This is a genomic window from Larkinella rosea, from assembly GCF_003858635.1.
GTDB lineage: Bacteria > Bacteroidota > Bacteroidia > Cytophagales > Spirosomataceae > Larkinella > Larkinella rosea.
The window spans coordinates 196,210-209,514 of sequence record NZ_RQJO01000007.1; the positions used below are offsets into that span (position 1 = coordinate 196,210).

General features: G+C 48.0%; 9 protein-coding genes. 1 reads left to right on the forward strand and 8 read right to left on the reverse strand.

The annotated features are described in order from the left end of the window. Window positions 1-23 precede the first annotated feature (23 nt). The 4 genes from EHT25_RS01095 to gltB all read right to left on the reverse strand — a co-directional run bounded on the left by EHT25_RS01095 (window position 24) and on the right by gltB (window position 9,356). Window positions 24-1,235 (reverse strand): pyridoxal phosphate-dependent aminotransferase, encoded by a 1,212-nt coding sequence (locus EHT25_RS01095; protein WP_124869363.1) that lies wholly within the window; start codon window positions 1,233-1,235, stop codon window positions 24-26. 58 nt (window positions 1,236-1,293) lie between these two features. Then, window positions 1,294-3,111 carry an RNA-directed DNA polymerase gene (locus EHT25_RS01100; protein WP_124869365.1) on the reverse strand — a complete coding sequence of 606 codons (1,818 nt, stop codon included), beginning with the start codon at window positions 3,109-3,111 and terminating at the stop codon, window positions 1,294-1,296. An 87-nt stretch (window positions 3,112-3,198) separates the two neighbouring features. Further along, window positions 3,199-4,686, reverse strand: a complete 1,488-nt coding sequence (locus tag EHT25_RS01105; RefSeq protein WP_124869367.1) for a glutamate synthase subunit beta — start codon at window positions 4,684-4,686, stop codon at window positions 3,199-3,201. Window positions 4,687-4,784: 98 nt separating this feature from the next. Then, window positions 4,785-9,356 (reverse strand): glutamate synthase large subunit, encoded by a 4,572-nt coding sequence (gene gltB, locus EHT25_RS01110; protein WP_124869370.1) that lies wholly within the window; start codon window positions 9,354-9,356, stop codon window positions 4,785-4,787. A gap of 36 nt (window positions 9,357-9,392) precedes the next feature. Here gltB and EHT25_RS01115 point away from each other — a divergent pair, with 36 nt between their 5' ends. Beyond that, window positions 9,393-9,599, forward strand: coding sequence for a hypothetical protein (locus tag EHT25_RS01115; RefSeq protein WP_124869373.1), 207 nt, complete (start codon window positions 9,393-9,395; stop codon window positions 9,597-9,599). A gap of 348 nt (window positions 9,600-9,947) precedes the next feature. Here EHT25_RS01115 and EHT25_RS01120 read toward each other — a convergent pair whose 3' ends face one another. The 4 genes from EHT25_RS01120 to EHT25_RS01135 form a co-directional block, all read right to left on the reverse strand. Then, window positions 9,948-10,814, reverse strand: a complete 867-nt coding sequence (locus EHT25_RS01120; protein WP_124869376.1) for an alpha/beta fold hydrolase — start codon at window positions 10,812-10,814, stop codon at window positions 9,948-9,950. A 29-nt stretch (window positions 10,815-10,843) separates the two neighbouring features. Continuing rightward, a complete protein-coding gene (locus EHT25_RS32890) occupies window positions 10,844-11,083 on the reverse strand; it encodes a hypothetical protein (protein WP_124869379.1) in 240 nt (79 codons plus the stop codon). Beyond that, the gene (locus EHT25_RS01130; RefSeq protein ID WP_124869382.1) at window positions 11,084-11,434 is read right to left on the reverse strand and encodes a hypothetical protein; all 351 of its coding nucleotides are present in this window, start codon (window positions 11,432-11,434) and stop codon (window positions 11,084-11,086) included. Between the two features lie 453 nt (window positions 11,435-11,887). Next, window positions 11,888-13,288 carry a sensor histidine kinase gene (locus EHT25_RS01135; protein ID WP_124869385.1) on the reverse strand — a complete coding sequence of 467 codons (1,401 nt, stop codon included), beginning with the start codon at window positions 13,286-13,288 and terminating at the stop codon, window positions 11,888-11,890. Window positions 13,289-13,305: the final 17 nt, after the last annotated feature.

The following is a 13,305-nucleotide window of genomic DNA, read 5'->3' on the forward strand; positions in this document are numbered from 1 at the left end:
ACTCTTCACTCTTAATTCTTAACTCATTTCCTTCGGCTTTCCAGGAATGCTTCGATGCGGTCGATGGCGGGATTCAGGTCGTCGACGCTGGGGAGGCAGACGATGCGGAAATGGTCGTCGTGAACGTAATTAAAACCGGTTCCGGCCACCACCAGCACTTTCTGTTCGTCCAGCAGATCATAGACAAAGTCGTCGTCGCTGGCGATATGGAACTGCGACAGATCAATTTTCGGGAAGATGTACAGCGACCCTTTCGGTTTGACACAACTCAGGCCCGGAATGGCCGTAATCCGGTCATACGCAAGCTGAATCTGCCGGTATAACCGCCCCGTTGGAATGATCAGATCGTTGATACTTTGATAGCCACCCAGCGCGGTTTGGATCGCGTATTGGGTCGGGACGTTGGCACATAACCGCATGCTGGCCAGCAGCGTTAATCCTTCGATGTAGGATTTTGCCCGGTGTTTGGCTCCGCTCAGAATCAGCCATCCGCCCCGAAAACCGGCGGCCCGGTAATTCTTCGACAAACCGCCCATCGAAATGCAGAGCGTGTCTTCCACCATCGTGGCCATTGGGTAATGCACGGCCCCGTCGTACAGGATTTTGTCGTAAATCTCATCCGCAAACAAAATCAACTGGTGTTTTTCCGCCAGCCGGGCGATGCCCTGCAAAATGTGTTTGTCGTAAACCGCTCCCGTTGGATTATTCGGATTGATGACCACAATGGCCCGGGTGCGCGGGGTGATTTTGCTTTCCATGTCTTCCAGATCCGGGTTCCAGCCAGCCTGTTCGTCGCAGAGGTAATGGACCGGTTTTCCGCCCGAAAGCGCCACTGACGTTGTCCAGAGCGGATAATCCGGCGAGGGAACCAGCACTTCATCGCCCTCGTTGATGAGGGCCTGCATTGTCAGCAGAATCAATTCGCTAACGCCGTTGCCGATGAATACATCGTTGATCGCAACGTCCTTGATGCCCAGATTCTGGGTGTAATGCATCACCGCTTTTCGGGCCGCAAACAGACCACGGGAGTCGGAATAGCCCTGCGCGTTGCGGATATTGAGGATAATATCGTGGACAATTTCGTCGGGCGCGTCGAAACCAAACGGTGCCGGATTCCCGATGTTCAGTTTGATAATCGTGTAGCCCTGACTTTCGAGGTCGAGTGCTTTTTCGTAAACCGGTCCACGGATTTCGTAGCGCAAGTCATTGAGCCGGTTGGATTTTAAAAAATTCATACTTGGGTAATTAGAATAAATTGTGTAAAGGTGTGAAAAATAATATATAAAACTTTTTTCAAATTTCATACTGAACATAAAGCCATTTTTTGTAGTATGGGTCAGATATAAGACTTTTTATTCTATTTATTATTGAAGAATTTGTGGCAATATCTGTAGAATTTAAAACGGAACATAAAACTAAAAAACGCGATATTGAATAAGTTGGATTGAAATTTTTGTCTCCAAGTAAATACATTTTTAAAGAATTATCCAACTTAGAGATACCACTGAATTTTATGATTGTGTTAGCTAAAGGGACTGTATTCGAAATGCCTGAATCTATTTGAACTTGAAGTAATTGTTCTGTTTTAGGTTTTTCAGAAGTATAAGTTCTTGTTAATATTGCAGTAACCTGTCTCCTTAAAAATGGTGAATTCTGCCATCTATTCTGAAATTTAGTAACGAATTCTATCAACTTCTTTGGATCATTATACTTAGCTTTAAACCAAAATAGGCAATAATAATCAAAATCTGTATTTCTGTTAAAAGTTAGTTGTGTTAAATTTCTTTCAAAATTATCCAGAAAAATGCTTGATAATCTAGTGATAGGTATTTTCCAATCTACAACTAAATGACTTAATTGACTAAGTGATATGTCATCAAATATTGGTAGTGAATTTAAAATATTTAATATTATTCTTGCTGATTTATTATTATAACCAATACTTTTAAGATAATATAAAAGAGAAGGCCTGAGGACAGGGATTTCAAGATATAGTCTATCAACAGAATTTAATAGTAAAATTGATTTTATTCGAGCTAAATTATTAATTAATCTTTTAGCAACCTTATCCCAATATTTAGGCTGTTGGTCTTTTAAGTGCGATCTCAATAGTGACATTAGATCTTTTCCTATACTTAATCTTTCAGTTTCGTCGGCGGGTTCAATTTTGTCATATGCATCTAAGATTCTGTTTTTATCGATTAATAAATTATAATGACCTTCGTCATGATTGAATATTGCTGTTTTAGCAATATTTAAAGCTAGACCTCGACTTTTTAAAATATCTGAAATACAACTAATTATCTCCGTAGCTTCCTTTTTACTGTCAGCACCTAATGTTATATCATCCATCCATCTTGTAAAACAGTTTGAAGTTTTTTCAGATAATACTTCATCTACTTCAAATAGAAAGCTATGTGCTAGAAGACGAATTGCTTCTGTATCAGAAGTAGGTAGGCCTCTATGTGAATATGGAAGATAATCAGGTTGCCAAGAAATATTCTCTACAACCTTAAATAAAACATCAATTAATGCTTCATCAATTGGGGCAAGAGAGGAAAAATATTTTTTTAATTCACGAATATCTATTGAATCGTAATAATTTGATAGATCTGTTGTTACAATAAATGCTTTACTATTACTGAAATTATAAATCTGTGTTTGCATTTCCTTCCATTGTTCTAAACGATTTAAACCGTAATCGTCAAAATCATGAGGATGTTTTATATTATGTTTGTCTCTTGAATAATAAGCATTTTTTGAAGGCTGTTTTGATAATATTTTTTCAGAAATGTTATCTACAATAGTTTGTACTATAAGTGCATCCACTGGTTGAGGAACGATCATGTGCCTACAAATTCCATACTTCTTCTCTACTCTATAAATCAGCGGATTTGAGACCCGATAATTGCCGCTTAATATTTCATCTCTTATAGCTGAAGCTCGATCATTGATACTATTATTGAAATCGTAGTAATCAAAAATGTCCTTAATATCCGATTTTCTTAATTTGCCCCTAACAATATTTTTCCACGTGTCGGCGATTTTCTTTTTTTCAAAGATGTTGGACAGAGCTTTACGCCTTAGTCTGATAAACCTTTCTGTGAACATTGGATCCTTATTTTAACTAGCAAAGGTACAAAAAAGAAAAAGCCGCCGGTCGTCAAACCGGCGGCTCTATGGTTAGTTTTCCGTGGGTCAGACTGTCGCAAACATCGATTTGGCTTTCGCTTCCAGCTGGCTGTCACCCATCAGGAAGATATCGGCCGCTCGCGCGGCTTCCCGACCTTCTGAAATGGCCCAAACGACCAGTGACTGTCCCCGGCGCATATCCCCGGCAGCAAATACCTTCGGATTGCTTGTTGTCTGATAATTAACGGCTTTCACATTACCGCGTTCGTATTCGAGCTCCAGCGCGTCGAGCAGGCCTTCCTGTTGCGGATTCAAAAAACCGGCAGCCAGCAGCGCCAGTTCGCACGGTACATCACGTTCCGAACCGGGCACTTCCACCATTTTCATTTTGCCGTCCACGGTTTGCCAGTCCAGATCGACGATGCGCAGGGCTTTCAGGTTGCCGTTTTCATCACCGATAAACGCTTTCGTATTGATCGACCATTGCCGTTCGCAACCTTCCTCGTGCGAGGTCGACGTCCGCAGCATCATCGGCCAGTTCGGCCAGGGCGTGCTTTCGGCGCGTTCGGCGGGTGGCATCGGCATCAATTCAATCTGGGTTACGGATTTGGCCCCGTGGCGGTTTGAGGTACCGACGCAGTCAGAACCCGTATCACCCCCGCCAATGACGAAGACATTTTTGCCGGTGGCCAGAATTTCGCCGTTTTCGTATTTTGCGCCCCGGTGGTCGACTACAACCGGACGTTCGGCCACGCGTTTGTTTTGCTGGCTTAGAAATTCCATCGCAAAGTGAACGCCCTTCAGTTCGCGCCCGGGAATAGGCAGGTCGCGCGGAACCGTAGAACCGCCCGTCAGCAAAATGACGTCGAAGTCGGCCAGCAATTCCTTGGCTTTGATGTGTTCACCGACATTGACCCCGGTTTTGAAGGTGATGCCTTCGGCTTCCATCACCGACAGCCGACGGTCGATCACCCATTTTTCCAGCTTGAAATCGGGAATGCCGTAGCGCAGCAAACCGCCAATCTGGTCGGCACGTTCAAAAACCGTGACCGTGTGACCGGCTTTGTTCAACTGCGCAGCCGCAGCCAGTCCGGCCGGCCCCGAGCCCACAATGGCAGCGGTTTTTCCCGTCCGTTTAATGGTTTTTGCCGGTTGAACTATGCCTTTGGCAAAAGCCGCTTCAATGATTGATTTTTCGATGAATTCGATGGCGACGGGCGGTTTATTGATGCCCAGTACGCACGACGATTCGCAGGGGGCGGGGCAGATCCGGCCCGTAAATTCCGGGAAATTGTTGGTCGACGCCAGAATTTCGTAGGCGTATTCCCAGTTCTGTTCGTAAACGGCGTCGTTGAATTCCGGAATGATATTGCCCAGTGGGCAACCGTTGTGGCAGAACGGAATCCCACAATCCATGCAGCGAGCCGCCTGTTTCTGGGTGTCTTCCACCACAAACGGCTGTTCGATTTCCTTGTAATCATGAAGCCGCTGCTGAACGTCGCGCTTTTTAGGCAGTTCGCGGGTGAATTCTAAAAATCCAGTGGGTTTTCCCATGTAGATTAAAGCGTATACGGTTTTTCAAATACTACAGTGAGGCAATGTCAATCCCGTTTTCTTCGTGATTTAGCAAAATTACAAAGAAAACGGGTTGATTAGCCGTGAGCTACATCGACTACGATGTCCTGGTACACCACATTTTTGTCGCGGATCTGATCGGCGAGCGAAATGCCGCGACCGGCCAGGGCCTTGCGGAAATCGCTCGGCATTACCTTCACAAATTGTTTAATAAGGTTGTCCCAATCCTGGATCAGTTGCAGAGCGACGTTGCTGGTCGTATACTGGAAGTGTTTTTCGACAAATTCCTTCACGATCGACACGTCTTCGTCGTCCAGTTTTTCGAGGGTAACCATTTCGCCGTTGACTTTCGAGGCAAAATCACCTTCCTGATCCCAGACGTAAGCGACACCACCGGACATACCGGCCGCGAAATTCCGTCCGACAGAACCCAGAATAACCACCAGACCGCCCGTCATGTATTCCAGGCCGTGATCACCGACGCCTTCGACCACCACTTTGGCTCCGGAATTCCGGACACAGAACCGCTCACCCGCCATACCACGGATGTAAGCTTCACCGGAGGTTGCGCCGTAGAACGATACGTTCCCAACAATGCTGTTTTCTTCCGGTTTGAACGGTGCCATGCGATCGGGATACACGATTAATTGCGCTCCGCAGAGACCTTTGCCGAAATAATCGTTGGCGTCGCCTTCCAGTTCAAGTTTGATACCGTGGGTGTTAAACGCACCGAAGCTCTGACCAGCGGTTCCCCGGAATTTGAAGTGAATCGTACCTTCGGGTAAACCTTTTCCGGCGTATACTTTGGAGATTTCGTTCGATAAAACCGTACCAACCGCCCGGTTCAGGTTGATGATCGGGTATTCGGCATACACCGATTCACCGGTTTCAATCGCTGGTTTACCAACTTTGAGGAGTTCCCAATCCAGAATGTCGGTCATGCCGTGATCCTGATCTTCCTGCTTGTAAAATGCGACGTCCAGGTTGCTGCTGTCTTTGAACAAAACCGCACCCAGATCGACGTGCTCGTATTTCCAGTGCTTGATATCTTTCCGCATTTCGAGCATCTGCGACTGACCAACCATTTCGTTGATTGTCCGGAAACCAAGTTCCGCCATAATCTCGCGCAGTTCGGTCGCCAGGAACGTAAACATATTTACAACGTGTTCCGGTTTTCCGCTGAACAACGCCCGCAGATCCTTGTTCTGGGTCGCAACACCGACCGGGCAGGTATTGAGGTGACATTTCCGCATCATGATACAGCCCACGGTGACCAGCGCAGCCGTAGCCACACCAAATTCTTCGGCCCCCAGCAGTGCGGCAATCGCCAGGTCGCGGCCGGTCCGGATTTGTCCGTCGGTTTGCACCGTTACGCGTCCGCGCAGTTTGTTGCGAACCAGTGTCTGATGTGTTTCGGCCAGCCCAAGTTCCCAGGGCAAACCGGCGTGGCGGATCGAACTCAGCGGTGACGCGCCGGTTCCGCCGTCATGTCCCGAAATCAGGATGTGGTCGGCGTGGGCTTTGGCAACCCCGGCTGCAATCGTTCCAACCCCGGCTTCCGACACCAGTTTGACACTGATGCGGGCCGCCCGGTTGGCATTTTTGAGGTCGAAGATCAACTGCGCCAAATCCTCGATCGAATAAATATCGTGGTGGGGTGGGGGCGAAATCAACCCCACGCCCGGTGTTGAATGGCGGGTACGACCAATCCAGTCGTCGACTTTGTGACCGGGCAACTGACCTCCTTCACCGGGCTTGGCACCCTGCGCCATTTTGATTTGCAGTTCGCGGGCGTTCGTCAAATAATGACTGGTGACACCAAACCGACCCGAAGCCACCTGTTTGATGCCCGAATTCATGTTATCACCGTTGGGCAGCAACGTATAGCGCAGTTCGTCTTCACCCCCTTCGCCAGAATTGCTTTTGCCGCCGATGCGGTTCATGGCAATCGCCAGGGTGGTGTGGGCTTCCCACGAAATCGAACCAAACGACATGGCGCCGGTCGCAAACCGGGTGAAAATACTTTCGATCGGCTCCACCTCTTCAATCGGAACCGGTGTGCCTTTCTTGAATTTCATCAAGCCGCGTAGCGTCAGGGCTTTACGGGTCTGATCGTCGATCAGGTTGGCGTATTTTTTGTAAATCTGGTAGTCGTTCTTCCGCGTTGCCTGCTGGAGCAGGTGAATCGTGTCGGGGGTGAAAATATGCGCTTCCCCGCGTTGTTTCCATTGGTACACCCCACCCACTTCCAGTCGGGGCGTCAGCACGTTGTTTTCGGGGAATGCCCGGCGGTGACGCACCAGAATCTCGCGGCCGATCTGCTCCAGACCCATCCCGCCGATTCGGGAAATCGTACCCGTAAAATAATGATCAACTACCTCCTTGTTCAAACCCAGGCACTCGAAAATCATGGCACCCTGGTACGACTGAAGCGTTGAAATGCCCATTTTCGAGAAGATCTTGAGCAATTCCTTGTTGACCGCTTTGATGTAATTCTGATGCAGTTTTTCGACCGGATAGTCGGATTGAATCAGGCCGTGTTCCTTCATGTCCGTAATGGTTTCGAAGGCCATGTACGGGTTAATACCCGAGGCACCGTAACCAATCAGGGTCGCGTAATGGTGCGTTTCCCACACGTCACCGGCTTCGACCAGAATACCCACTTTTCCGCGCAATCCCTGACGAATCAGGTGATGGTGAATGGCCGAGGTCGCCAGCAGCGATGGAATTGGGGCGTGGTCAGAATCGATGGCCCGGTCGGACAGGATGATGATTTCAAAACCGTCATCGATGGCGTCTTCCGCGTAGCGACAAATGCGCTCCAGTGCACGTTCGAGACTGGTTCCATTGTCGGCCCGGAAATACGTATTGATGGTTTTGGCCTGGAAGTGGTTTTTATCCACAAACCGCAACTTATCGAACTCTTCGATGGTCAGAACCGGTTGCGTCAGCTCAATCTGTCGGCAATGATCCGGTTTTTCTTCGAGCAAATTGCCCGTGGCACCTACGAACGAAATCAGCGACATGATGGCCCGTTCCCGAATCGAGTCAATGGGCGGGTTGGTGACCTGCGCAAACAGTTGCTTGAAGTAATTGGCGAGGTGCTGACTCTGGTCCGACAGAATGGCCAGGGGTGAATCCGTTCCCATTGATCCCAATGCTTCCAGACCGGTTTCGGCCATTGGGGCCAGAATCATCCGCAAATCTTCCGACGTAAATCCAAATGCCTGCTGACGCTGCGTAATGTCCTGTTTCCGCATGTGACTGAACGTGCGGACTGGTTTGGGCAGGTCGGAAATCTTGATTTTATATTCATCCAGCCACTGCTTGTACGGTTGCCGCGAGCAGATGTCGGATTTCACTTCTTCATCACTAATGATGCGGCCCTGCTGCATATCGACCACAAACATGCGGCCCGGTTGCAAGCGGCCTTTTTTAACGACACGTGCCGGATCGATGTCATTCACACCCGCTTCTGACGCCATAATAACCACGTCCTCGTCCGTCACCCAGTAACGGGAAGGACGCAAACCGTTTCGGTCGAGCGTGGCACCGACGATGCGTCCGTCTGTAAACGAAATCGACGCGGGGCCGTCCCAGGGCTCCATAATGGCCGCGTGGTATTCGTAAAAAGCATGCCGCTCGGGGTCCATGCTTTCGTTGCCGTCCCAGGCTTCCGGCACCAGCATCATCATCACGTGCGGCAATGACCGGCCTGACATCACCAGCAGTTCGATGGCGTTGTCGAGGTTGGCCGAATCCGACTGGTTCAGGTTACAGATCGGGCGCAGCATCGCCAGTTCTTCCGGCGTAAACAGCTTGGATTCGAGCATGGCTTCCGCCGTTTTCATCCAGTTGACGTTGCCTTTTACGGTATTGATTTCACCATTGTGGGCGATGTAACGGAACGGCTGCGCCAGTTGCCAGGAAGGAAACGTATTGGTCGAAAATCGGGAGTGCACTACGCCCAGGGCCGAAACCAATTCTTCGCGCTGCAGATCCGGAAAATAATCGCGGAGTTGCTTCGTGGTTAACTGACCCTTATACGTTATGACCCGGCTCGATAGCGAGGAGTAGTAAAAACTGTTGTTCAGACCGGTTACGGTTTCATTAATAATCCGGCTGCTGTAGTTACGGATGATGTAAAGTTTACGCTCAAATTCGTCGGCAGAAAGGGTTTCCGGTTTTTTAATAAAGACTTGTTCCATAATCGGCTCGACCGAGCGGGAACCGTTACCCAGGTCCGACGAGTCGACGGGAACGACCCGGTAGCCAATCAGCTCCAGGTTCAGTTTTTTGATGGTTCGGTTGAGGATATCGCGGCATTCCTTGCGCAAACGGTCGTCTTTGGGCATGTAAATCATCCCAACGCCGTAGTCACCGGCCGATGGCAGGGAGAAACTCAGTTTCCGACACTCATCAACGAACAACTCGTGCGGTATCTGAATCAAAATTCCGGCGCCGTCGCCCGTGTTGGGCTCGTATCCAACCGCACCCCGGTGATCCATGCGCGTCAGCATCGTCAGGGCGTCTTCCACTATCTGGTGAGACTTGCGACCTTTCACGTGCGCGACAAATCCAATTCCACAGGCGTCGTGTTCAAACTCGGACCGGTATAGGCCCTGTTGCGGTGCGTTAGAAGAAGACATCGGCGTAAACTCGTTTGTGGTTTTGTTATTGAAAAAATGGCAAAAAAGTTGCTTTACAAACAACTTAAAGAAAAAGTAGGAATTAGTGTAGATACTACTGTTTTTCCGTTGGAAGTGCAAGTTACATTAAAATATATTTCGCGAAAAGCTGAAAAAGCAAAATTTCATTTGCATGACCAATTTTATGATTTTGGTGCAAAATTGTCTTGGTTAGTGAATAAAATTTATCGTATTTGGGGATAAATTGCACAAATGGAAATAGGTATTTTTATCAGATTTTAACCGTAAGTTAACTACTAAATTTATAGTTATATGGGCGGGTTTGCTATTCCGGTACAAACAATCTGAAATTTCAGTTCGATGTAACCATTCCCAGCGGATAAACCCCTGGAAGGGGGTGAAGGAGAGGATATAGGCTGTTTAAATGAACGCCGACCGAAAAACCAACCGCTTAGGACGGTCCGGGTCGGTGACATTCGTTCGGTGATGCGCCGGGAATGGCCGGGCTGCGTACCCGCCAACAGTCTCCCGATCCGGGAAGAAACCGGGTGGCAGATCGTTGAAGACCTCGTTTCTGACCCGGACAGAGGCCTATTCGAGTTGGGAGAGACCTTTTACTTTTCGAAAGGGGGTTTTGAAAAATTCTCCGACGACCTGGTTGAATTGATCTTTGTACCGGATGAGGGTTGAGTGGCCGGAATTGGGTAAAATCCAGAGTTTCGATTGCGGAAGAGCCTCGGCAATGAGCTGGGTATGTTTGGGTAGAATCACGTCGTTATCTCCTCCGATTACCAGGGTCGGACATTGTACTTTTTTAAGGTCTTCCGTTGAGATGTGCGGATTGAACACCATCAGGTTAAACAGTTTTTTTTGCGCTTTTACATCCGGCGATTGGGTCAATCGGCCCAGACTGTCGTTGGAAGCGACAATCCACTGAAAAATAGTGGGTTCAAGGGCCGTTGTATCTGGCCATAAGTTGGCTCCCGTTATGGCCAGTTTTTTTACTTTTTCGGGATGCCGCATTGCCAGCAGGAGTCCATTGATTCCGCCGTCACTCCAGCCGATAACGTAACATGAATCCACCCGAAGCTTGTTGAGTAACGCATTGATGTCGTCGGTCATCATTTCGTAGGAGAGCGAATCACTTGGGTCGATTGATTTGCCTTGCGCCCGGCTGTCGACCAGAATCAGCTTGTAATTTTTGGCGAAATAGGGAATCTGGTTTTTGAAACTGCTGATGGAACCCCCGTTGCAGTGGATGAAAAGCAGTGGTTTTCCGGTTCCATACACTTCGTAATACATTTTGAAACCCCGGATGTCGGCGTATTTACCTACATTGGGGTTGTTGCCGTACAGGGTTTTGTCGGATTGCGAAGCCGGTAAGCCCGTTTGAGCCACCGCAGCGAACATCCACAGCAATGCCAGCAGGGAAAGTACCGGCGTTTTTAATTTAGTCATGGCAGGTGTTGAAAACGGGTTGTAAGCCGTCACCCGGGCGAGTCATCAGGAAACCGTTTTGAACGGGTTTGAAATTGGTTGAAAAATAATTGAAAATCAAATGGAACCGCCCCTTTTTCCAGCGGATATGACGCTACTAACTTCCCGGTAGTTCTCGGCACTTCGACATTTACCCGGTTTTGGTATTTTGGCTCGCCCGCAGACAGGTCCACTATCTGCACCTGTTTTATTTCGTGAAGTCTTACCGGTTCAATGACGTCCGTTTTCAATCAGGCGGCTAACGGTAGGTCAAACGTCTGATCGCGGGTTGTTGCCTGCGCAATTCCATTGGCTACGGTCTGTATCGCCTGATCTCGTTCTTCAATGGTTTTGTAACGGATTGCGCCGATCAAAAGACAGTCCCTCGCCACAAACAGATTGAACCGGATATTTCCGGGCAAATCCCAGATCGGGTAGTTGTCAACCTCAACACCCGCCCGACGGGTCGCACTGATTGCCATGTGGCAGATTTCTTTGGAAGTAAACAATCTGCTGACCAGAATCGACTCCTTCGCGTTATTCATTAACCGGAACTGGAACTGGTTGTCGAACTGAGGTACATTTTCGATGAGGAAATGCATGTTATTTGCTGTTTAAATGAATGAGTACTAAGTGACCTTTGAGCGTGATTTCCGGTTATTCGGGGAAAATCCGAATTTCATACTACAACTATACGATAGGTAGACGGATTATTTGCAAATTTAATCCAATATTTGTATTATAAAAATGAAGAATTTATGATATTAATGAAAGATTGGCTATCATTGCATACAAAATCATCTTAACAGAAAAATAGTTACACCCGGTTTCGCCTTGAAACCGGGTTGTTTTGTTCATCACTATTATATTTCAAGGTAAGATGCGGCCAGGTGCTTGCCCGCAACGGTGCCGGGTGAAGATAAAGTCCTGTGCGATAGCTGACAACCTGGTCATCTACTTCAGGTAAAATTGAGAGTGTTTAATAAAGAACGAGGAAATAGGCTTTGCCCATAGGTTGAAGAAGCCGGGTCAACAATCGATGTAATAAAAAGACACTACATCATGGGTAGATAAATCTCGACTTTGGTGCCGGTCGGTTCCTGTTCGGCATTTACTTTATCATGAATGATGACCTGGGTAGGCTGGCCGGTTTGCTGGCCAATAAGCTGCAGCCGTTCTTCGGTCACTTTCAGACCCACACTCGTATGCGAGGATACGGTTTTGCTCTTCAGTTCACCCGCCCTTTTCCGTCCGACACCATCATCTTCAACGCTGCAGGCCAGTCCTCGAGTATTGCGCTGGATGCAAACGGTGATGTTACCCCGGCTTTTTTTATACGCGATACCGTGCAGAATCGCATTTTCAATGTAAGGCTGGATAATCATGGGCGGAATCGACACCGGTTCTTTTGAGAGGGTAGGGTCAGCTTCAATGGAAAAATTAAATTTATTCCCGAAGCGAAGTTGCTCTAACTCTAGATACAACTGCAACTGTTCAAGTTCATTGACCAAAGGAACCCACTCTTGCCTTGAATTTTCCAGGATGAGCCGCATGAGCCGTGAAAACTTCACTAAAAACTTGTCTGCATTGTCGCTATCGTTCTGTAAAACAAACAATCGGATGGCATTCAGTGAGTTATAAAAAAAATGGGGGTTCATCTGCGAGCGCAGGGCCTTCATTTGGACAACCGACATTTGCTGCCTTAGTTTTTCGGTCACCAGCTCGACTTCGATCTGTTCCCGCTGGTGCTTCTCGCGTTCGCGGGCCAGTTCCTGTTCAACAATGGCACTCTTGATCGCACCCTGTCGTTGGCTATAGCCGAGAAGCAACGAAAAGCAGATCAGCTCGCCCAGAATGCCAAATTCCAGGTAGGATAATGGCGAAAACAGGAATGAGTCGGGGTTGATCTTATAAAATTGCCCTGTGGTCATGAGCATGGAGGCAATGGCACCAACCAGCAACAAGCTGGAACCCAGTGCTAAATAGCGTGGTATGACGCCCTGCAACCGACTGATTTTGGGAATGGCGTAGGCTGCCAGTCCAATCACCAGCAGGCGAATGAGCGTGTGGGCCGGGTTGTAGACCGCTTCGAACCCATCAGCAAAACAGACAACACTCATTAGAAGTATGTAGCCCAGAATAATGATCCGGGTCCATTCGAATAAGTGCAGCAAGCGGGGAATTGTCCGGCGGAGTTGCAGCAGCGAATCAATAAAGTTGAAGTATACCGCATAGGCAAATATGGGAGCCGTGGCACGTACAAAATTTTGGGTGTTTGCCGATATGGAAGCGTTAAAGCTGTTGATTCGCAGGCTGAAATAAACCAGCCAGGCAAGCATATAGAGCGCATAAAAACCATATACACGCTCACGGTAAATGTTCCACTGAACCAGGTTTAGCAACAAAATTGAACTAACCATACCCGTAAACAGGAGGTTCCAGGTATTGAAATGCATGAAATGAAAATAAATTG